This window comes from Pseudomonas sp. NFACC41-3 (assembly GCF_900109505.1).
In the GTDB taxonomy this organism is placed as follows: domain Bacteria; phylum Pseudomonadota; class Gammaproteobacteria; order Pseudomonadales; family Pseudomonadaceae; genus Aquipseudomonas; species Aquipseudomonas chlororaphis.
The window spans coordinates 591,186-610,786 of the sequence record NZ_FOAE01000003.1 but is presented as its reverse complement, the minus strand read 5'-3'; the positions used below and the strand labels follow the sequence as shown (position 1 = coordinate 610,786).

The following is a 19,601-nucleotide window of genomic DNA, read 5'->3' as shown; positions in this document are numbered from 1 at the left end:
GGGTTCAGGGCTCGTTCAGTGCCCTCATGCAGGAGCAGGCAGACTCACGCCCACAGCGGTCAGGCGATCGGCTCGTCGTCTTTGAACTGGTCCTTCACGTACCGGATCTCGGTACGACCGTGGGGAGCCGGCAAGCCGTCCTCGCCCAGGTTGACGAAGACCATCTTCTCGACGGTGAGGATGCTCTTGCGGGTGATCTTGTTGCGCACTTCACAGGTCAGGGTGATCGAGGTCCGGCCGAATTCGGTGGCGGTGATACCCAGCTCGATGATGTCGCCCTGGCGCGAGGCGCTGACGAAGTTGATTTCGGAAATGTACTTGGTGACCACGCGCTGGTTGCCCAGCTGGACGATGGCGTAGATCGCCGCTTCTTCGTCGATCCAGCGCAACAGGCTGCCGCCGAACAGCGTGCCGTTGGGGTTGAGGTCTTCGGGTTTTACCCATTTGCGGGTGTGGAAATTCATACTCACTCCTGACCGTCTTGCCGATTGATGCCGGCATCATGGCAGACCCCGGCGCAGAGCTCTATTGAGCTTCTACTATGGTCGCGATAACCGTTCGATCATCGTCCGACAGAAATCCTTGGGAAGTCGCTGGCAGACGGCTATAATCGCCTCCGTTTCAAAACGGTAACGATCACCTGATACCGTTTTCCCGCCACCTGTCCGAGGGGCGCTGCAGCAGGTTCGACCTGTCAGGCTCGGATGGGGCGTTGTCTGGCCGTGATGGTTCGGTCAGTCACTAAACGCACAACGGCGCCCATTCGCATACTTACGAATGGAGGCTCTTCATGAGCGCTGTCATCACGCCTGCAGATTTTACCGACTACAAAGTCGCCGACATGTCCCTGGCCGCCTGGGGCCGTCGTGAAACCATCATCGCCGAATCGGAGATGCCGGCCCTGATGGGTCTGCGTCGCAAGTACGCCGCTGAACAACCGCTCAAGGGCGCGAAGATTCTCGGCTGCATCCACATGACCATCCAGACTGCCGTGCTGATCGAAACCCTGGTTGCCCTGGGTGCCGAAGTACGCTGGTCGTCCTGCAACATCTTCTCGACCCAGGACCAGGCCGCTGCCTCCATCGCCGCCGCCGGTATCCCGGTATTCGCCTGGAAAGGCGAGACCGAGCAAGAGTACGAGTGGTGCCTGGAGCAGACCATCCTCAAGGATGGCAAGCCTTGGGACGCCAACATGATCCTCGACGACGGCGGCGACCTGACCGAGCTGCTGCACAAGAAGTACCCGCAGGTGCTGGATCGCGTCCACGGCGTGACCGAAGAAACCACCACTGGCGTGCACCGTCTGCTGGACATGCTGGCCAAGGGCGAGCTGAAGATCCCGGCCATCAACGTCAACGACTCGGTGACCAAGAGCAAGAACGACAACAAGTACGGCTGCCGTCACAGCCTGAACGATGCGATCAAGCGCGGTACCGACCACCTGCTGTCCGGCAAGCAAGCGCTGGTCATCGGCTACGGTGACGTGGGCAAGGGCTCGGCCCAGTCCCTGCGTCAGGAAGGCATGATCGTCAAGGTTTCCGAAGTCGACCCGATCTGCGCCATGCAGGCCTGCATGGACGGTTTCGAACTGGTTTCGCCGTTCATCGACGGCATCAACACCGGCACCGAAGCGAGCATCGACAAGGCTCTGCTGGGCAAGATCGACCTGATCGTGACCACCACCGGTAACGTCAATGTTTGCGACGCAAACATGCTCAAGGCCCTGAAGAAGCGCGCCGTTGTCTGCAACATCGGTCACTTCGACAACGAAATCGACACCGCTTTCATGCGCAAGAACTGGGCATGGGAAGAAGTGAAGCCGCAGGTGCACAAGGTTCACCGCACCGGCCCAGGCGCTTTCGACGCCCAGAACGACGACTACCTGATCCTGCTGGCCGAAGGCCGCCTGGTGAACCTGGGCAACGCCACCGGTCACCCAAGCCGCATCATGGACGGTTCGTTCGCCAACCAGGTTCTGGCGCAGATCTTCCTGTTCGGCCAGAAGTACGCCGACCTGTCGCCAGCCCAGAAAGCCGAGCGCCTGACCGTTGAAGTACTGCCCAAGAAACTCGACGAAGAAGTGGCCCTGGAAATGGTCCGCGGCTTCGGTGGCGTGGTCACCCAACTGACCAAGCAACAGGCTGACTACATCGGCGTCACCGTCGAAGGCCCGTTCAAGCCGCACGCTTACCGGTACTAAGAGCAGTTGCAAGTCTTGAGCTTCAAGCGGCAAGCAAAGGCCACAAGCCGTGCTTGCCGCTCGAAGCTTTCGGCTTCGTCCCTATTTGCTTAAACAGTTTCAAGCAGCCCGTTCCAGGCACAAGAGCTGAGCGCACCTCCGCTACTCTTGCAGCTTGTGGCTTGCAGCTTGTAGCTGGAGGTTTCCTCCATGTCCCAAGACCGTCGCTACAGCTTCGAGTTCTTCCCGACCAAGACCGATGCTGGGCATGAAAAACTGCTCGCCACTGCCCGCCAGCTGGCCAGTTACAACCCCGATTTCTTCTCCTGCACCTACGGTGCCGGTGGCTCGACCCGCGACCGCACGATGAACACCGTGCTGCAGCTCGAAAGCGAAGTGAAGATCCCCGCCGCACCGCACCTGTCCTGCGTGGGTGACAGCAAGGCCGACCTGCGTGGCCTGTTGACCCAGTACAAGGCCGCCGGCATCAACCGTATCGTCGCCCTGCGCGGCGACCTGCCTTCGGGCATGGGCATGGCCAGCGGCGAGTTGCGTCACGCCAACGACCTGGTGAGCTTCATTCGTGAAGAGACTGGCGACCACTTCCACATCGAAGTGGCGGCGTATCCGGAAATGCACCCACAGGCGCGCAATTTCGAAGACGACCTCAACAACTTCGTGCGCAAGGCCAACGCCGGCGCCAACAGTGCGATCACCCAGTATTTCTTCAACGCCGACAGTTATTTCTACTTCGTCGAACGCGTGCAACAAATGGGTGTGAACATCCCGATCGTGCCCGGCATCATGCCGATCACCAACTACAGCAAGCTGGCGCGTTTCTCCGACGCCTGCGGAGCGGAAATCCCGCGCTGGATCCGCAAGCAACTGGAAGCCTACGGCGACGACAGCCAAAGCATTCAGGCGTTCGGCGAACAGGTCATCACCGAAATGTGTGAGCGTTTGTTGCAAGGCGGTGCGCCAGGGCTGCATTTCTATACCCTGAACCAAGCCGAGCCAAGCCTGGCCGTCTGGAACAACCTGAAGCTGCCGCGTTAACCGCCCGACAGCATCAGAAAAGGCCTTGGCGAAATCCAGGGCCTTTTTTTTAACCCCCAATACATCCGAAGGATCGCCGTAGATGTCCACAGGCAGCACCGCAGCACGCCCACAATTGATTTATCTGGTTTACGGCGCCGCGACCTATCACCAGGAAGCCGCGTTCAGTATTGCCAGCGCCCTGGCCGGGCTGCGCGAAACACCGGGCGAAGCCCTCGACATCCAGGTCTTCACCGACAATCCCGCGCCTTACCGCGACCTGCCTGTGCGCGTGCGCCCCTTGGACGAAAACACCCGCCAGGCCTGGATCGCCCCACACGGCTACCACTTTCGCGCCAAGCACGTGGTGATGCAGCAGGTGCTGCAAGAGTCCGAACTGGCACTGCTGATCGACACCGATACCTTTTTCCACTGCTCGCCGCTGGAGCTGTTTCGCCGCATCCAGCCCGGCACCCTGCTGTGTAACGCATTCGGCATGTGCTACGGCGCCAACAAGGAGTCCGGCCTCTACCAGTGCCTGGCCGGCTTGCTGCGGGAACGAAAACTCGCCGACGAGCAGATGCCATTGCTGAACTCCGGCGTAATCGGCCTGCACCGCGCGGATGCCGATGTGCTGGACCGCTCCATCGCCCTGATGGACGAGCTGTACCCGCTGGCCAACGGCGCCTACACCCTCGAAGAATTCTGCCTGTCGGTGGCGGCCTATCGCACCAAACAGGTTCGCGAATGCCCCGACCTGATCCACCATTACTGGAGCCGCAAGCAGCTGTTTCGCGCCAAGATCAAGGCCTGGCTGGACAAGCACATCGCAGCGCCCACCAGCAGCGTCGCCCTGGACGAAACCCGCCTGGTCACCGCGACCCTGCCACGCCCGCCGACCTTGCAACGCCTGGCCTACAAGATCGTGACCCTGGCCCTGCCCGGGCACCAGCGGCAGTTCATGCGCGAAATCCTCTACGGCTGCTACCGCCACACCAACGAATTCGACCAGGCCTGCGCCCCGGTCTGGTGGGAGAAAGCCCGGGAAAACGCCGAAGGCCGCCTGAAAAAACCGCTCAACAGCCATCAACTCGAGCGCTGGTTCAACCACCCGGTGATTCGCCTGGTACTGGGCCAGCGGCGCAAGGCCATCTACCTGCATCTGATCGAGACAAAGGCTGACTGAGGCTTGAGCTAGACGGCCTCTAGCATTGGACGACCTGTCGTCGTAATCTCCAGCGATGCCCGTCATTGCCCAGCTGCTGACAGCCTTTATCTGCGCTTGCCTGAGCCTCACCGCTCATGGCGAGAAGCTGCGCATTGTCACCGAGCCCTGGGCCCCTTATGTCTATGAGGAACAGGGCAAGGCCCAGGGCCTGGATTACGAAACCACGGCGATCGTCTTCCAGCGTCTGGGGATCGAAGTCGAATGGCAGTTCCTGCCCTGGAAACGTTGCCTGGCCATGCTCGAACAAGGCCAGGCCGACGGTGCCCTGGACATCTTTCATAGCAACGAACGCGAAAGCAGCCTGCTCTACCCCAGCGAGCCGCTGTCGGACGTCGAGTTCGTGATGTTCTATGCCAACGCCCGGCCCTTTCCGTTCCACTCCCTGGAAGACTTGCGCGGGCTGACCGTGGGCACCTCCCCCGGCTACCTGTACAGCCAGGACTTCAGGGAATCCACCCTGTTCAAGCACGAGCCGGCGCCAACCCACGAAGCCAACTTCGGCAAGCTGCTGCGCGGTCGCATCGACCTGCTGATCACCGATCGGCGGGTCGGCCAGCATCTGCTCGACCAACTGAACATTCGCCAGCAGATCACCGAGAACCCGGTGGTCATCAGCCGCCAGAGCCAGTTTCTGGCCGTGCGGCGCAATGCCGGCATGGACTTGCTGGTGCAGCGTTTCGGCGCCGAACTCAAGCGCTTCAAGCGCGAGCCGGCCTACGCCGAACTGAGCGCCCGCTATGGCGCGGCGCCGGCCATCGCCGACTCAAGCGCAATGCCGCCCGGCACACCGCGCAAAACCGTTGAGCAGCAGGAAAGCAGCGCACGCTGATTGCTCTGTTATACTCCGGCCTTCCCGCCAGGCTCACGCCCGGACGCTCGATCCTGTTCAAGGCATCTCGATACCGCTACAGCGCAGCCACAAGGCCCGCGCGAGCCCTCGCCGATGAGCCTTCAGGAGCCAGCAGGACCGGACGGGATTGCGTCCTCTTAAACGCCATTCGCGCCAGGCAAGACTATCCCTCTGGGCCAAGCCCTCACTAAAACAGGATTACTCATGTCCTTTGCTTCCCTCGGTCTCTCCGAGGCTTTAGTCGGCGCCATCGAAGCCGCCGGCTACACCCAGCCTACTCCGGTGCAACAGCGGGCCATTCCCGCCGTGTTGCAAGGTCGCGACCTGATGGTCGCGGCACAGACAGGTACTGGTAAAACCGGCGGTTTCGCCCTTCCGATCCTGGAACGGTTGTTTCCCAATGGTCACCCGGACAAATCCCAGCGTCACGGCCCGCGCCAACCGCGCGTACTGGTCCTGACCCCGACCCGCGAACTGGCCGCGCAAGTGCATGAGAGCTTCAAGGTCTATGCCCGCGACCTGAAGTTCGTCAGTGCCTGTATCTTCGGCGGCGTCGGCATGAACCCACAGGTTCAGGCCATGGCCCGTGGCGTCGATGTGCTGGTGGCCTGCCCCGGCCGCCTGCTCGACCTGGCCGGCCAAGGCAGCGTCGACCTGTCCCACGTGGAAATCCTCGTGCTCGACGAAGCCGACCGCATGCTCGACATGGGCTTTGTCCATGACGTGAAGAAAGTCCTCGCGCGCCTGCCCGCCAAGCGCCAGAACCTGCTGTTTTCCGCGACCTTCTCCAAGGACATCACGGACCTGGCCGGCAAACTGCTGCACAACCCGGAGCGCATCGAAGTCACGCCGCCGAACACCACGGTCGAGCGTATCGAGCAACGGGTGTTCCGCCTGGCCGCCAGCCACAAGCGCGCCTTGCTGGCCCACCTGATCACCGCCGGCGCCTGGGAACAGGTACTGGTCTTCACCCGCACCAAGCACGGCGCCAACCGCCTGGCCGAGTACCTGGACAAGCACGGCCTGACCGCCGTCGCCATCCACGGCAACAAGAGCCAGAACGCCCGCACCAAGGCCCTGGCCGACTTCAAGGCCGGTGAAGTGCGGATCCTGGTCGCCACCGATATCGCCGCCCGTGGCCTGGACATCGACCAGTTGCCACACGTGGTCAACTTCGAGCTGCCGAACGTCGACGAAGACTACGTGCACCGTATCGGCCGTACCGGCCGCGCCGGTCGTTCGGGCGAAGCGATCTCGCTGGTCGCACCGGACGAAGAGAAGCTGCTCAAGAGCATCGAGCGCATGACCAAGCAGAAGATCCCCGACGGCGATCTGATGGGCTTCGATGCCAGCGCCGTGGAAGCCGAGAAACCGGAAGTGCGCGAGCGTCCGGACGTGCGTAACCCGCGCAATTCCCGTGGCCCGCGTGGCGACGGTCCGAATGGCGGCGGTGGTGGCGGCGGCCGTAAAGACAAAGGCAAGGACAAGGGCAAGGACAAACCGGCCGCTCGCGGCGACCGCCCGGCCCGTGAGCAGAAGCCTCGCGAAGGCACCCCGGCCCGCGAACAGCGCCAGCCGACGCCACGCGCCGACCGTGCGCCGGATGAGTTCCTGGACGACGACGTAGACAACTTCGGCAATCGCGCCGACTACGTCAGCCCGTACCAGAACAAGAACAACCAGGGCCGCGGCCGTCGTCCGGGCGCTCCAGCCCAGGGTGCAACCAGCAGCAACGCGCCACGCAGCGGCGGCCAGGGTCGCTCCGGCGGTCCGCGCACCAGCAACGGTGCCACCACCGGCACCCCGCCTGCCAAGCGCAACGGCCCACGCAGCGGCGCTCCACGTGACGGCCAGGCCCGTCGCGAAGAGTCGCGCAATCGTCGTCCGGCCCGTGACGACCAGGCGCGTCAGGAGCCGGCTGTGCAGAACCCGCGCGGCAACCAGCCGAAGATCATGCACAAGGAATCGAAAGCCGACCGCTTCCCGACACCCGAGCAGCTCGATCAACTGCCAAGCCGTCCACGTGGCGAGAAGCCAGCCTTGCTGACCCGCAATCGCTGAAGTTTTCGCGACAATAAAAAACGCCCCTGATCTCGCAATCAGGGGCGTTTTTTTATGAGCTCTGTAGCCGCTGCCGAGGCTGCGAGGCTGCGATCGACCGGGAACCGGTCGCAGGCCTTGAAGACCATGAAGGTCCTGCGGACCTTATCGCAGCCTCGCGGGCTCGGCAGCGGCTACAGGCGAAGCATTACTTCGCTTTCACACCTTCAAAGGTGATGTACAGCTGAACGGTATCGGACTGTGGGCCAACATCCATCCCGTCCTTGTTGAACTCTTTGCGGCTGATGCTGGTGGTGCCTTCAAAACCGGCACGGTAGCCACCCCATGGATCCTTGCCTTCACCCAGGAAGGTGGCCTTGACCACGATAGGCTTGGTCACACCGTGGAAAGTCAGGTCGCCAGCCACATCGGCGGTCTGCTTGCCATCAGCATTCTTGCCGGTTGGCTTGACGCTGGTGGAAACGAACTTCGCATCAGGGAATTTGCCCGACTCCAGGAAGTCCTTGCTGTTGACGTGCTTGTCACGCTCGGCGTGGTTGGTGAACACGCTGGCGGTGCGCACGTTGACTTCGATCTTGGCGTCTTCAGGCTTGGCCGCGTCGAAGCTGAACTTGCCGTCCAGGTCCTTGAAGGTACCGGTGATGAAGCTGTAGCCCAGGTGGCTGATCTTGAAGTCGACGAAGGCGTGCTGGCCTTCCTTGTCGATCACGTAGTCCGCGGCCATCGCCTGACCGGCAGACAACAGAGCAGAACCGATTGCCAGAGCGGCGAGAGTCTTTTTCAACATGCTTTCTATTCCTTTTGAGTCGAGGTTGAGCATCAGGCTTTGCGCCCCAGCATACGAGCCAGGGTCGTGTCACGATCGATAAAGTGGTGTTTCAAGGCAGCCAGAGCATGCACTCCGGCGAAGATCACCAGGGCCCAGGCCAGGTACAGGTGCACCTCGCCGGCCACATCTGCCTGGTCCGGCAGTCCGGAAACCAGGGCAGGTACTTCAAACAGGCCAAACACCGGAATCCCGACACCGTCTGCGGTGGAAATCAGGTAACCGGCAATCATCACAGCGAACAGACTGAGATAAAGGAAGGCATGGCCGAACTTGGCGCCCAGGCGCGTCAGGCGACCGTGGTTGGCCGGTGCCGGTGGCGGCGGGCTGACAAAGCGCCACAGCACCCGCAGCAACATGATCGCGAACAACGTCAAGCCAATGCTCTTGTGCAGGTCCGGCGCATCTTTACGCCAGGCACTGTAGTAATCCAGGCCGACCATCCACAGGCCCAGGGCGAACAATCCAAAGACTGCCAGCGCCACGCTCCAGTGCAGAAAAATGCTTACCCAGCCGTAGCGGGAAGAAGAGTTACCTAGCTGCATTACTTAAATCCTGTAAGAACTGCTGCCCAAGACTATCGATTTAACTATCGAATTAAAGCGGAAATTTTCGCTTTGAAATATCGAGAAATACGATGTTGATCCTACGAACACTAAATTAACCAGGCATTAAGGTCTACGTGGGGAAAACGTGACAGACCGTCCTGCGACCGCGATCAATTCGCCCTTCCAGGCATGCAATGGGTTGTGACACGGCCTGGCATTGCATAGGCTTGCGCGATTGTTTGCTCGCGTACTTAGAGCCGCCTCCAGGAGACTGAACATGGGCCTCAACAACCAGTGGATGCAACGCGATCTCGCGGTGTTATGGCATCCCTGCACCCAGATGAAAGACCACGAGCAGCTGCCGCTGATCCCGATCAAGCGCGGCGAAGGCGTGTGGCTGGAGGACTTCGAAGGCAAGCGCTACCTCGACGCGGTCAGTTCCTGGTGGGTCAACGTATTCGGCCACGCCAACCCGCGCATCAACCAGCGCATCAAGGATCAGGTCGATCAGCTGGAGCACGTGATCCTCGCCGGATTCAGCCATCAGCCGGTGATCGAGCTGTCCGAGCGCCTGGTGAAAATGACTCCCGAAGGCCTGACCCGCTGCTTCTATGCCGACAACGGCTCGTCGTGCATCGAAGTGGCGATGAAGATGAGCTTCCACTACTGGTTCAACCGCGGCCAGAAAGACAAGAAGCGCTTCGTCACCCTGACCAACAGCTACCACGGCGAAACCATCGCCGCGATGTCGGTGGGCGACGTGCCGCTGTTCACCGAGACCTACAAGGCCCTGCTGCTGGACACGATCAAGGTGCCAAGCCCGGACTGCTACCTGCGCCCCGAAGGCATGAGTTGGGAAGAACACTCGCGCAACATGTTCGCGGCCATGGAACAGACCCTGGCGGAACACCACGCCACCCTCGCCGCAGTGATAGTCGAACCACTGATCCAGGGCGCCGGCGGCATGCGCATGTACCACCCGGTGTACCTCAAGCTGCTGCGCGAGGCCTGCGACCGCTACGGCGTGCACCTGATCCATGATGAGATCGCCGTCGGCTTCGGTCGTACCGGCACGATGTTCGCCTGCGAACAGGCCGGCATCCGCCCGGACTTCCTCTGCCTGTCCAAGGCCCTGACCGGCGGCTACCTGCCGCTGGCCGCGTGCCTGACCACCGACGACGTCTATAGCGCCTTCTACGACGACTACCCGACCCTGCGCGCTTTCCTCCACTCCCACAGCTACACCGGCAACCCGCTGGCCTGTGCGGCGGCGCTGGCGACCCTGGATATCTTCGAGCAGGACAACGTCATCGAGAACAACCGGGTCCTGGCCCAGCGCATGGCCAGCTCGACCGCGCACCTGGCGGATCACCCGCACGTTGCCGAAGTCCGCCAGACCGGCATGGTGCTGGCCATCGAGATGGTCCAGGACAAGGCCAGCAAGACCGCCTACCCGTGGCAGGAACGCCGTGGCCTGAAAGTCTTCCAGCACGCCCTGGAGCGTGGCGCCCTGCTGCGTCCGCTGGGCAGCGTGGTGTATTTCCTGCCGCCCTACGTGATCACTCCGGAGCAGATCGACTTCCTCGCCGAAGTCGCCAGTGAGGGCATCGATATCGCCACCAGCGACAAGGTCAGCGTGGCGGTGCCCAAGGACTTCCACCCAGGCTTCCGCGATCCGGGTTGAGCCCCTCGCCGGCAAGCCCGCCGTTTTGCAGAAGCGGGCTTGCCGACGCAAAGATCCATTGACCCACCTCGAACCGAATTTTCCCCAGAGAACCACCATGAGACTGTCCCGCTTCTTTATCGACGCCCCCCTGAGCCTCGGCGAGCACGAGCTGCCGGAAGCCCAGGCCCACTACATCGGGCGCGTACTGCGCATGGCCGAGGGCGACGCGCTGCAGCTGTTCGACGGTTCGGGCAACGAATTTCGCGGCACGCTGCTGGAAGTCGGCAAAAAACGCGTGGTGGTCCGGCTCGATGAAAATTTTGCCGGGCAGGTCGAGTCGCCGCTGCAGATCCACCTCGGCCAGGGCCTGTCCCGGGGCGAGCGCATGGATTGGGCGATTCAGAAGGCCACCGAACTGGGGGTGAATGAAATCACCCCGATCTTCAGCGAGCGCTGTGAGGTGCGGCTCAAGGACGAGCGCGCCGACAAGCGCCTGGCCCACTGGCGCCAGGTGGCCGTGAGCGCCTGCGAACAATGCGGGCGCTCGCGGGTGCCGGTGATTCATCCGCCGGTGCTGCTGGCCGACTGGATCAAGCAGACCCAGGCCGACCTCAAGCTGGTGCTGCACCCGGTGGCCGAGCCACTGGTAAGCCACGCCAAACCTGCGACCCTGGCATTCCTGATCGGCCCGGAAGGCGGTTTGTCCGATGCCGAAGTGGACCAGGCCCAGGACGCGGGCTTCCTGCCGGCGCGCCTCGGGCCGCGGGTGCTGCGCACCGAAACCGCGCCAGTGGTAGCGCTGGCCGTGGCCCAGCAACTCTGGGGCGACTTCTAACCCCTTCTGTAGGAGTGAACTTGCTCGCGAAAAACGGGCTCAGCCAACGTAATTGCCACGCTCGGACGATCCAATCGCCAGCAGGCTCGCTCCTACAGAGGGGCCGATCACTCCACCGGATCGCTCACCGGTTTGGCGATGATCGCCTTCAACTCGCTGGTCATCGGGAACTCCAGGTTCAGGCCCTTGGGTGGAATCGGTTGTTCGAACCAGCGCTGGTAGATCCCGTTGATTTCCCCTGAGCGGTACAGGTCCGCCAGGGTGGCGTTCACCAGCTCCAGGAACTGCGGATCGTCCTTGCGCACCATGCAGCTGTAGATTTCCCGCGACTGCTCCTCGCCGACCACCACCCAGTTGTGCGGATCGCGGGCCTTGGCCCGTTCGCCGTAGAGCAGCGCGTCGTCCATGTAGAACGCTGCGGCGCGACCCGATTGCAACATCTGGAAGGCTTCGCCGTGGTCCTTGGCGCTGATCACGAACATGTCGACCTTGTGCTCGACGTTGTAGCTCTTGAGGAAACGCTCGTTGGTGGTGCCGGCGGTGGTCACCACGTTCTTGCCACGCAGGTCGGCAAAACTCTTGATCCCGCTGTCTCTGGCCGTCAGCAACTGGCCCTTGACGTAGATGAAGCCGTAGGAAAACGCCACCTGCTTCTGCCGTTCGGCGGTCACCCCGGTGGAGCCGCATTCCAGGTCCACGGTGCCGTTCTGCACCAGCGGAATGCGCGTCTGCGACGTCACCAGGTTGTACTTCACCGCCAGTTGCGGCAGCGCCAGCTTGTCGCGGATGCGCTCGACGACCTTGCTCGCCAGGTCCACCGAGTAGCCCATGGGTTTGCCGCTGTTGTCACCCACGTAGGAAAACGGCACCGAGGCATCGCGATAACCCAGGGTAATACTGCCGGCAGTGGCGATCTTGCCCAGGGTGCCGGTCAGCGGCGCCTCGCTGGCGTACAGCGGGGAGCCGAGCAACAGGCCCAGGGTGCAGCCGAGCAACGTGATTTTTTGCATTGTTATTCTCCGTTGTGGGTGAAGGCGTTAGCGGCGAACCGCGATGACGGTGATTTCCACCAGGATGTCCGGACGCGCCAGGGCGGCCTGCACCGTGGTGCGGCTTGGCGCCTGGCCCGGGGACAGCCAGGCCGACCAGACCTCGTTCATCGCGGCAAAGTCCCGCTGGATGTCTTTCAGGTAGAGGGTCGCACTGAGCAGATGATCCTTGTCGCTGCCGGCCTCGGCCAGCAAGGCGTCGATCTTCGCCAGCACTTCGCGGGTCTGGCCGGCGGCATCGGTGGCCGCGCCCGGCACCTGGCCAGACAGGAACAGCAGATCGGCAAAACCCGCGACAGCGCTGAGGCGGTCATTGCTGTGAAGACGCTGGATGGTCATGGGACAGCTCCTTGTACGTGAAAGAAATCAGGCGGCATGGGGCGCGAGCCCCTGCATGTCGATGGAAGTGCGGCGCTGGCCGATCAGCTCGGCCAGCAGGCGCCCGCTGCCACAGGCCAGGGTGAAACCCAAGGCGCCATGGCCGAGGTTGAGCCACAGGTTGCGGTAGCCGGTGGCGCCAATCAGCGGTACGCCGCTGGGGGTCGCCGGGCGCATGCCGGCCCACTCGATGGCGGCATCGTAGTCGCCGGCGTTGGCGAAGGTTTCCCGGGCCTGGCGCTGCATCAGGGCCAGGCGCCTGGGGTCCAGGGCCGGGTCGAAACCGACGATATCGACCATGGCCGCCACCCGCAGCTGCTGGCCGATCCGCGCGTAAACGATCTTGCGGTTGTAATCGGTGATGCTGATTTCCGGCGCCCGGTGCCCCGCGCCGATCGGCACGCTGAGGCTGTAGCCCTTGAGCGGATACAGCGGCAGCTTCAGCCCGGGCAACGCCAGTTCGCCACTGCGATGACCGGCGGCAAGTATCAGTTGATCCACCGCCAGCACTTCGTCGCCCAGCTCGATGGCCTGCACCTGGCCGCCCACCTGGCGAATGCCGGTGACCGGGCGCCCGGTCAGCAGCTGGCAACGACCGGACGCCTGCAACCGCGCCACCAGTTGCTGGCAGAAGGCGTGGCAGTCGGCCACTTCTTCGTCCGGGGTGAAGATGCCGCCGACAAAGGGCGCGCCGCCGAGGGTTGGCTCCAGTTGCGCGCATTCGCCAGCGGACAGCACCTGCTGTTGGCGGGGATCGGCCAGGCCGTGGCGGGCGTGCTCGAAGCTCGTGGTTTCGCGGAAGGTCACCAGCTTGCCGTTGCGCCGCCAGTGAAAACCCTCGAGCCGGTCCTCCTCGCGCCAGCTCTGCAAGGTGGCCTGGCTTAGCAGCGCCAGGCGCAGCAGATGGGCACCGTTGCGGCGGTTGACCGAGCCGCGGCAGGCCGCCAGGAACCCGGCCATCCAGCGCCACTGCGCCGGGTCCAGGCGCAGGCGCAGCTTCAGCGGCGAGTCGCCACGCAGCATCCAGCCCAACGCCTGCCAGGGCACGCCGGCATCGGCCAGCGGCGCCACGTAGCGGTACGACAGCTGGCCGCCGTTGGCGAAGCTGGTCTGGCTGGCGAAGGTGTCGCGCGCCTCCACCAGGCTGACGTCGAACCCCTCGCGAACCAGGGCGTAGGCGCTGGCCAGGCCAATGACCCCGCCGCCGATGATGCAAACCCGCTGTGCCATGTCAGTCCTTAAAGCCTTGTTGAGCGGGCTTCAGGTTAGGACCAGGTGACAGGCCCGGGACAATGAATAAAGATGGACCACCCATAAACAAAGGTTATGGACTCATCATGCGACTGCGCCATATCGAGATTTTCCAGGCCATCCGCCAGACCGGCTCGATCAGCGGCGCGGCGCAACTGCTGCACGTCTCCCAGCCGGCGGTGACCAAAGTCTTGCAGCACGCCGAGCAGCAGCTGGGCTTCCCGCTGTTCCTGCGGGTCAAGGGCAAGTTGCAGACCACCCCGGAAGCCCTGGAGCTGGAGCGCGAGGTCGACAAGGTCAGCGAAAGCCTGCAAGGGGTGCGGCGCCTGGCCCAGAGCCTGCGCCGCGAGCCGGGCCACAGCCTGCGGATCGGTGCCACGCCGGCGCTGGCCCTGTCCTTGTTGCCGCCGGCCATCAACCAGTGGACCCGGCGCTACCCGGACATCGTCTGCGAGCTGTCCAGCGCCCACAGCCGCGAGTTGGTGCAGAACCTGCTGATGCGCGAGATCGACGTGGCCCTGACCCTGCAACGTCCGGATCATCCGGGGCTGACCGCCCAGGCCCTGGCCAGCGGGGTGCTGGTGGCGCTGGCGCCGCTGGATTACTGGCCCCAGGCGGCCAGGGGCACACCGCTGCCGCTACTGGAGCTGGCGGGTGCGCCCTTGATCGGCCTGTCCAGCGCCGACCCGCTGGCGGCGAAACTCGACGGTTACCTGAAAGCCGTGGAACCGGCGCCCCGAGTCAGCATTGCCGTGCAGACCTACTCCCTGGCCCGGGCCATGGTCGAATCCGGCGCCGGGCTGGCGGTGATCGACCCCTTCACCGCCCTCGGCGCCTCGCCCGCCAGCACCGCGATCCGCCCGCTGACCCCGGCGCTGCCGATTACCCTGTATGCCGTGACCCGCGCGGCGGAGGCGCTGCCGCACACCTTGAGCAGCCTGCTGGAGATCTTCGGCGGCCGCGCGCAGGAGCAGCTGGATCGGTTGATGACCGGGGATTGAGGACACCTGTCAGGACGTCATCGCGAGCAAGCTCGCTCCTACAGGGATGTACGCTACCCGTTGTAGGAGCGAGCTTGCTCGCGATAAACGATAACGCGCTCGCCGATCAGAGCACGTAGAAGAAAATCGCCACGAAGTGCAGCAGGCTGCCGGCGATCACGAACAGGTGCCAGATCCCGTGGGCATGGCGCAAACGGCTGTCGAGGGCAAAGAAGATGATGCCCACGGTGTAGAGCACCCCGCCCGAGGCCAGCCAGGCGAAGCCGGCGGGGCCCAGGGCCGCCAGCAGCGGCTTGACCGCCACCAGCACGATCCAACCCATCACCGCGTAGATCACGATGGACAGGATGCGCGCCTCGGAGCGCGGCTTGATCTCCTGCAGGATGCCGATCAGCGCCAGCCCCCAGACGATCCCGAACAGCGTCCAGCCCCAGGGCCCGCGCAGGGTCACCAGGCAGAACGGCGTATAGCTGCCGGCGATCAGCAGGTAGATGGAGAAATGATCGACCTTCTGCATGATGCTTTTCGCCCGCCCGCGCACGCTGTGGTACACGGTCGAGGCGCTGTACAGCACCAGCAAGGTGAAGCCGTAGATCGCCACGCTGACGATTTTCCAAGGGCTGCCGTCGAGGCTGGCCAACACCAGCAGCCAGATCCCTCCGACCAGTGCCGCAATCGCGCCCACCAGATGCGTCCAGGCGTTGAGTCTTTCCCCGTGATACATGTGCCACTCACCTCCCAAGGCGAAAATCTGCGCAAGGCTCAGGCCTGTAGCCTGAAAGCGCAATGTTTGCGAATAAAGCTATGGACGAAAAAACCTCCAGCCAAGTCATGACCCGGCAGGCACAATCGGAGCATTCGAATAAGAGCACCCATCATGCTGATCGATGAAGAATTGACCCTGAAAAAGCTCGAAGTGTTTCTGGCGTTCATGCGCACCGGCAACCTGGCGCGCGCCGCCGCCGAGTTGCAGACCAGCAATGTCAGCGTGCACCGGGCCATTCACTCCCTGGAAAGCGCCCTGCGCTGCCCGCTGTTCAAGCATGAAGGACGTAACCTGACACCGCTGGAAAGCGCCTTCGTCCTCGAAGAACGGGCGCAGAAGCTGATCCAGGACGTGGTCGAAAGCGTGCGCCTGACCCGCGAAGCCGCCGGGTTCTCGGCGGAACGCTTCAAGCTCGGCTCGTTGTATTCATTGACGGTGAAGACCGTTCCGCAGCTGATCATGGGCCTGAAGCTGCGCCGTAGCGAGCTGAATATCGACCTGATCCTGGGCTCCAACATCGACCTGCTGTACAAGCTGAAGAACATGGAAGTCGACGCGATCCTGGTGTCCCTGGACGACAGCGTCAGCGACCCGGACTGCGAGCAGATCCCGCTGTTTTCCGACGATATCTTCCTGGCCACGCCGGCCGACTCGCCGTTCGCCCAGCAGGCGGAAGTCGACCTCAGCGATGTGCGCGATGCGACCTTCATCACCCTGACCCAGGGCTTCGCCACCCATCAGGACGGGGTGCGGGTGTTCAAGCAGGCGGGGTTCGAGCCGAAGGTGGCGATGCAGGTCAACGACATCTTCACCCTGCTGAGCATGGTCAGTTCGGGGGTGGGCTATGCCCTGCTGCCGGGAAGGATTGCCGCGGTGTACGAAAACCGCGTGAAGCTGATTCCGCTGCAGGCGCGCTACCGGCTGCAACAGCATATCGGCGTGGTGTTCCTCAAGGCCAAGGAGCGCGACCCGAACCTGCTGGCGCTGCTGGCCGAATGCCGGATGTATGCCAACCGGCAAGACACATAAAGCGCGGTGTTTACACGAGCGCTATCGCGGCTCGCTCCTACAGGAGACCGTATACCTCTGTAGGAGCGAGCTTGCTCGCGATAAGGCCAGCCGCCCCCTACCCCACCAACCCGCGCACGATGAAATACAGCAACGAAGGCCCCAGCAGGCAACCCAGCCCGGTATGGAAGGTCGCGGTCAGTGCGCCATAGGGCACCAGGCGCCGGTCGGTCGCCGCCAGGCCCGCGGTCACCCCGCTGACGGTGCCGGCCAGGCCACCGAAGACCATCGCCGAACGCGGGTTGTCCAGGCCCATCCAGCGCGCCGCCATGGGCGTGCCGACCATCACCAGGATCGCCTTGATCAGCCCCGTGGCGATGGACAGCGCCACCACATCGGAGCTGGCGCCGATCGCCGCCCCGGTCACCGGACCGACAATGTAGGTCACCGCGCCGGCGCCGATGGTGGTCATGCTCACCGCATCGCGATAACCGAAGGCCCAGGCGATGCTCGCCCCGACAATGAACGGCAGCACCGTGCCGAGAAACAGCGCGATGGCGCCGATCATCCCGGCCTTGCGTGCCTCGGTGGCCTGGACCTCGAAGGCCGTGGCGACAATCGCGAAGTCGCGCAGCATGGCGCCGCCCATCAGGCCGATGCCGGAAAACAGCGCCAGGTCCGCCAGGCCCTTTTGCCCACCGGTGATCGTGCCGCCAACCCAGGCCAGCACCAGGCCGATGACGATGGCGATGGCCGAGCCGTGCACCCGGCCAAACGTCAGGCGCTTGGACAGCAGCACCGAGACCCACATGATCACGCCGACAAAGGCGAAGGCGGTGACCAGGCCGTTGTGTTCCAGGCCTTTCTCGATCAGATCCCACATATCAGCGTCCCCCTGCCGGAGCGGCACCAGGGGCGACAGCGTCCGGTTCGTCCGGCAACGGTTCGCCTTTGTTGGTGCGGCTGATCAGGGCGATGGTGCAACCACAGAGCAGCACCGAACCAATGGCCGCCAGCACCGCCACCGGGCCGCCGTGCAGGGCGGTGACCACGTTCTGTTGCGCGGCCATGGCCACCACCACCGGGATGTACATGGCGCCCCAGAAGCCGACGCCCATCTCGCAGTCCTTGGTCATGCCGCCGTGCCTGTGCATCCACAGCCGCGCGCAGATCAGCAGGATCATGGCGATGCCAACCCCGCCGACGTTGGATTTCACTCCCAGCAGGACGCCGAGCATGTCACCGATAATCACCCCTGCCAGCGTACAGATCGCCAGCAGCGCCACACCGTAAATAATCATTGTTGTAGTCCTCAAAGTGCATCGTCGAAGTTGTTGTTCTTGTGCTTCGCCAGCTTGAGTCGGTATCTAGGGTTGGCGGTTTCCCTCCTCACGCAACAGCGCTTGCAAGGTGTCGAGCCGGGCCCCATCGCAGGCCATCACGGTGCCCTGCTCGAACACCCGACGCGCCAGAGCGGTCAGCACCGCGCCGGGCGGCAGTTCGATCTGCAGCCGCACGCCGCGCTCGTAGGCGCTTTGCACGGTGCCGCGCCAATCCACCACCCGGCACATGTTGAACGCCAGGTCGTCGCGCAACTGCTCCGGCGTACGCAGCGGCCGCGCGCGGCTGCCGCTCAGGTAACCCAGTCGCGGCGGCTGCAACGCCACCCTGGCGAACGCCTCGGCCAGGGCCTGGGCCGGCTGCTCCAGCAGCGGGCAGTGGGACGGCACGCTGACCGCCAGACGCTTGGCCACCCCGACCCCACAGCCCCGGGCCAGCTCGGCGACCTGGCCCATGGCGGCATCGCTGCCGGCGATCACCACCTGGCTATCGGCATTGATATTGGCCAGGTACACCGGGTTGTCCGGGCGGTGCACCCGGGCCAGCAAGGCCTCCACCGTCGCCAGTTCCAGGCCGATGATCGCGGTCATGCCATAACCCTGTGGATAGGCCTGCTGCATCAGCTCGCCGCGCAGGCTGACCAGACGCAGCGCATCGCCAAAATCCAGCACCCCAGCCACCACCGCGGCGGGGTAGGCGCCAATCGACAGGCCCGCCACGTAATCCGCGCCCGGCCCGTTTTCCAGCAACACCCGGGCATGGGCCACGCCGGCGATCAGCAGGCACAGCTGCACCGCCCGGGTGCTCGCCAGGGCCTGGGGCGAATCCAGGGCCAGGGCATCCTCGCCCAGGACCTCGCTCGCCTGTTGCAGGCAGGCCTCGGCCAGGGCGCTGGGCGGCAGGCGATGCAACATCCCCGGCTGCTGCGCGCCCTGGCCCGGAAACACCAGCAGGCTGCTCACGCCACCTGCTCCAGGGCCTGCCACGGATCGCCGACCAGACGCGCGCCGCTGGCGCTTTTCAGCAGCACCCGCGCCGATGTCCCGGCCCACTCGCGCAGGGCCACGGCGCCGTTGGGCGTCTGCAATTGCAGGTCCACCGAGCAGACGGCGGCGTCGAGCAGAGCCAGCAACGCCCGGGCCTCGGCCCGGTCCATGGGCTGCGCAGTGCGCAGGATCAGGTCCAGGTCGCTGTGCCGATGCAGCGCCGGCACACCACTGGCCAGTTCAAAACCGGCGCTGCCGCTGACACCCCAGGCCAGGCCGAGGGCATCCAGGGGTTCACGCAACCGAGCCAGTGCCTGGAGCGCTGGCCAGGCCCGATCCGACTCGACATGGCACAGCGCTTCCGGCCGCACCCGGCGCTCGATGGTCGCCACCGCCATCAGCGTTCCGTAGCGCTGTTCCCGCAGCCGCCCACGCACGCCCACCGCCACCTGCCCGGGCGCGGTCAACGCACGGCGCACCACCACCGGTTGCCCGGCGGCCATGGCCGCCACCGCCCAGGCCGGGGCATCGGCGGGCAGTTGCCAAGGGGACAGGCCCCACAGCAGGTCATGGGGCAGCAAGGCGCTGGTCAT

20 protein-coding genes and 1 riboswitch are annotated in these 19,601 nt (G+C 64.0%); of the genes, 9 read left to right on the top strand and 11 right to left on the bottom strand.

From position 1 onward, the window contains the following. Positions 1-59: 59 nt before the first annotated feature. Positions 60-464 carry an acyl-CoA thioesterase gene (locus BMY68_RS17105; RefSeq protein ID WP_007932525.1) on the bottom strand — a complete coding sequence of 135 codons (405 nt, stop codon included), beginning with the start codon at positions 462-464 and terminating at the stop codon, positions 60-62. 197 nt (positions 465-661) lie between these two features. Further along, positions 662-768: riboswitch (S-adenosyl-L-homocysteine riboswitch) on the top strand. Between the two features lie 22 nt (positions 769-790). Here BMY68_RS17105 and ahcY point away from each other — a divergent pair. From ahcY to BMY68_RS17080, 5 genes are all read left to right on the top strand, one after another. Further along, positions 791-2,200, top strand: a complete 1,410-nt coding sequence (gene ahcY, locus BMY68_RS17100; protein WP_009045993.1) for an adenosylhomocysteinase — start codon at positions 791-793, stop codon at positions 2,198-2,200. Positions 2,201-2,389: 189 nt separating this feature from the next. Beyond that, positions 2,390-3,235, top strand: coding sequence for a methylenetetrahydrofolate reductase [NAD(P)H] (gene metF / locus BMY68_RS17095; RefSeq protein ID WP_007932530.1), 846 nt, complete (start codon positions 2,390-2,392; stop codon positions 3,233-3,235). 82 nt (positions 3,236-3,317) lie between these two features. Next, complete coding sequence (locus BMY68_RS17090) at positions 3,318-4,400, top strand: hypothetical protein (RefSeq protein ID WP_009045994.1); 1,083 nt, start codon at positions 3,318-3,320, stop codon at positions 4,398-4,400. A 55-nt stretch (positions 4,401-4,455) separates the two neighbouring features. Beyond that, positions 4,456-5,271 carry a substrate-binding periplasmic protein gene (locus tag BMY68_RS17085; RefSeq protein WP_062824356.1) on the top strand — a complete coding sequence of 272 codons (816 nt, stop codon included), beginning with the start codon at positions 4,456-4,458 and terminating at the stop codon, positions 5,269-5,271. Positions 5,272-5,496: 225 nt separating this feature from the next. Further along, positions 5,497-7,353, top strand: coding sequence for an RNA helicase RhlE2 (locus BMY68_RS17080; protein WP_009045996.1), 1,857 nt, complete (start codon positions 5,497-5,499; stop codon positions 7,351-7,353). Between the two features lie 187 nt (positions 7,354-7,540). Here the strand turns inward: BMY68_RS17080 and BMY68_RS17075 are convergent, their stop codons facing one another. Both BMY68_RS17075 and BMY68_RS17070 read right to left on the bottom strand, forming a co-directional pair. Further along, on the bottom strand, positions 7,541-8,140 hold the full coding sequence (locus BMY68_RS17075; RefSeq protein ID WP_007932534.1) for a YceI family protein: 600 nt from the start codon (positions 8,138-8,140) through the stop codon (positions 7,541-7,543). Between the two features lie 32 nt (positions 8,141-8,172). Next, positions 8,173-8,724 carry a cytochrome b gene (locus BMY68_RS17070; RefSeq protein ID WP_062824355.1) on the bottom strand — a complete coding sequence of 184 codons (552 nt, stop codon included), beginning with the start codon at positions 8,722-8,724 and terminating at the stop codon, positions 8,173-8,175. Positions 8,725-9,004: 280 nt separating this feature from the next. On the opposite strand from BMY68_RS17070, the gene BMY68_RS17065 reads away from it, so the two are divergent. Both BMY68_RS17065 and BMY68_RS17060 read left to right on the top strand, forming a co-directional pair. Continuing rightward, on the top strand, positions 9,005-10,411 hold the full coding sequence (locus BMY68_RS17065) for an adenosylmethionine--8-amino-7-oxononanoate transaminase (protein WP_085533024.1): 1,407 nt from the start codon (positions 9,005-9,007) through the stop codon (positions 10,409-10,411). Positions 10,412-10,508: 97 nt separating this feature from the next. Then, positions 10,509-11,228, top strand: a complete 720-nt coding sequence (locus BMY68_RS17060; protein ID WP_085533022.1) for a 16S rRNA (uracil(1498)-N(3))-methyltransferase — start codon at positions 10,509-10,511, stop codon at positions 11,226-11,228. Positions 11,229-11,335: 107 nt separating this feature from the next. On the opposite strand, the gene BMY68_RS17055 is transcribed toward BMY68_RS17060, so the two are convergent. From BMY68_RS17055 to BMY68_RS17045, 3 genes are read right to left on the bottom strand one after another with little or no spacing between them, the layout of a single operon-like run. Beyond that, positions 11,336-12,238 carry a transporter substrate-binding domain-containing protein gene (locus tag BMY68_RS17055; RefSeq protein WP_085533020.1) on the bottom strand — a complete coding sequence of 301 codons (903 nt, stop codon included), beginning with the start codon at positions 12,236-12,238 and terminating at the stop codon, positions 11,336-11,338. Between the two features lie 27 nt (positions 12,239-12,265). Further along, positions 12,266-12,616, bottom strand: coding sequence for a RidA family protein (locus tag BMY68_RS17050; protein WP_009046000.1), 351 nt, complete (start codon positions 12,614-12,616; stop codon positions 12,266-12,268). A 27-nt stretch (positions 12,617-12,643) separates the two neighbouring features. Continuing rightward, positions 12,644-13,885, bottom strand: a complete 1,242-nt coding sequence (locus tag BMY68_RS17045) for a D-amino acid dehydrogenase (RefSeq protein ID WP_085533018.1) — start codon at positions 13,883-13,885, stop codon at positions 12,644-12,646. A gap of 107 nt (positions 13,886-13,992) precedes the next feature. Between BMY68_RS17045 and BMY68_RS17040 the strand changes: the two genes are divergently transcribed. After that, positions 13,993-14,907 carry a LysR family transcriptional regulator gene (locus tag BMY68_RS17040; RefSeq protein ID WP_085533016.1) on the top strand — a complete coding sequence of 305 codons (915 nt, stop codon included), beginning with the start codon at positions 13,993-13,995 and terminating at the stop codon, positions 14,905-14,907. A 106-nt stretch (positions 14,908-15,013) separates the two neighbouring features. Here the strand turns inward: BMY68_RS17040 and BMY68_RS17035 are convergent, their stop codons facing one another. Further along, positions 15,014-15,631 carry a PAQR family membrane homeostasis protein TrhA gene (locus tag BMY68_RS17035; RefSeq protein WP_009046003.1) on the bottom strand — a complete coding sequence of 206 codons (618 nt, stop codon included), beginning with the start codon at positions 15,629-15,631 and terminating at the stop codon, positions 15,014-15,016. A gap of 153 nt (positions 15,632-15,784) precedes the next feature. Between BMY68_RS17035 and BMY68_RS17030 the strand changes: the two genes are divergently transcribed. Next, a complete protein-coding gene (locus tag BMY68_RS17030) occupies positions 15,785-16,702 on the top strand; it encodes a LysR family transcriptional regulator (protein ID WP_009046004.1) in 918 nt (305 codons plus the stop codon). A gap of 97 nt (positions 16,703-16,799) precedes the next feature. On the opposite strand, the gene madM is transcribed toward BMY68_RS17030, so the two are convergent. From madM to BMY68_RS17010, 4 genes are all read right to left on the bottom strand, one after another. Then, positions 16,800-17,564, bottom strand: coding sequence for a malonate transporter subunit MadM (gene madM, locus BMY68_RS17025; RefSeq protein ID WP_025807207.1), 765 nt, complete (start codon positions 17,562-17,564; stop codon positions 16,800-16,802). A gap of 1 nt (position 17,565) precedes the next feature. Further along, positions 17,566-17,982 (bottom strand): malonate transporter subunit MadL, encoded by a 417-nt coding sequence (gene madL / locus BMY68_RS17020; protein ID WP_037005044.1) that lies wholly within the window; start codon positions 17,980-17,982, stop codon positions 17,566-17,568. 66 nt (positions 17,983-18,048) lie between these two features. Continuing rightward, complete coding sequence (mdcH, locus tag BMY68_RS17015; protein ID WP_085533014.1) at positions 18,049-18,984, bottom strand: malonate decarboxylase subunit epsilon; 936 nt, start codon at positions 18,982-18,984, stop codon at positions 18,049-18,051. Further along, positions 18,981-19,601, bottom strand: a complete 621-nt coding sequence (locus BMY68_RS17010; RefSeq protein WP_085533189.1) for a malonate decarboxylase holo-ACP synthase — start codon at positions 19,599-19,601, stop codon at positions 18,981-18,983. Before BMY68_RS17010 ends, mdcH begins: the two co-directional genes overlap by 4 nt.

Coding starts and splice junctions, on each gene's coding strand:
- ahcY (WP_009045993.1), top strand. CDS start 791: ATGAGCGCTGTCATCACGCCTGCAGATTTTACCGACTACAAAGTCGCC.
- BMY68_RS17010 (WP_085533189.1), bottom strand. CDS start 19,601: ATGACCAGCGCCTTGCTGCCCCATGACCTGCTGTGGGGCCTGTCCCCT.
- metF (WP_007932530.1), top strand. CDS start 2,390: ATGTCCCAAGACCGTCGCTACAGCTTCGAGTTCTTCCCGACCAAGACC.
- BMY68_RS17085 (WP_062824356.1), top strand. CDS start 4,456: ATGCCCGTCATTGCCCAGCTGCTGACAGCCTTTATCTGCGCTTGCCTG.
- BMY68_RS17050 (WP_009046000.1), bottom strand. CDS start 12,616: ATGACCATCCAGCGTCTTCACAGCAATGACCGCCTCAGCGCTGTCGCG.
- BMY68_RS17090 (WP_009045994.1), top strand. CDS start 3,318: ATGTCCACAGGCAGCACCGCAGCACGCCCACAATTGATTTATCTGGTT.
- BMY68_RS17075 (WP_007932534.1), bottom strand. CDS start 8,140: ATGTTGAAAAAGACTCTCGCCGCTCTGGCAATCGGTTCTGCTCTGTTG.
- BMY68_RS17030 (WP_009046004.1), top strand. CDS start 15,785: ATGCTGATCGATGAAGAATTGACCCTGAAAAAGCTCGAAGTGTTTCTG.
- BMY68_RS17105 (WP_007932525.1), bottom strand. CDS start 464: ATGAATTTCCACACCCGCAAATGGGTAAAACCCGAAGACCTCAACCCC.
- BMY68_RS17035 (WP_009046003.1), bottom strand. CDS start 15,631: ATGTATCACGGGGAAAGACTCAACGCCTGGACGCATCTGGTGGGCGCG.
- BMY68_RS17055 (WP_085533020.1), bottom strand. CDS start 12,238: ATGCAAAAAATCACGTTGCTCGGCTGCACCCTGGGCCTGTTGCTCGGC.
- BMY68_RS17060 (WP_085533022.1), top strand. CDS start 10,509: ATGAGACTGTCCCGCTTCTTTATCGACGCCCCCCTGAGCCTCGGCGAG.
- madL (WP_037005044.1), bottom strand. CDS start 17,982: ATGATTATTTACGGTGTGGCGCTGCTGGCGATCTGTACGCTGGCAGGG.
- BMY68_RS17070 (WP_062824355.1), bottom strand. CDS start 8,724: ATGCAGCTAGGTAACTCTTCTTCCCGCTACGGCTGGGTAAGCATTTTT.
- BMY68_RS17045 (WP_085533018.1), bottom strand. CDS start 13,885: ATGGCACAGCGGGTTTGCATCATCGGCGGCGGGGTCATTGGCCTGGCC.
- madM (WP_025807207.1), bottom strand. CDS start 17,564: ATGTGGGATCTGATCGAGAAAGGCCTGGAACACAACGGCCTGGTCACC.
- BMY68_RS17065 (WP_085533024.1), top strand. CDS start 9,005: ATGGGCCTCAACAACCAGTGGATGCAACGCGATCTCGCGGTGTTATGG.
- BMY68_RS17040 (WP_085533016.1), top strand. CDS start 13,993: ATGCGACTGCGCCATATCGAGATTTTCCAGGCCATCCGCCAGACCGGC.
- BMY68_RS17080 (WP_009045996.1), top strand. CDS start 5,497: ATGTCCTTTGCTTCCCTCGGTCTCTCCGAGGCTTTAGTCGGCGCCATC.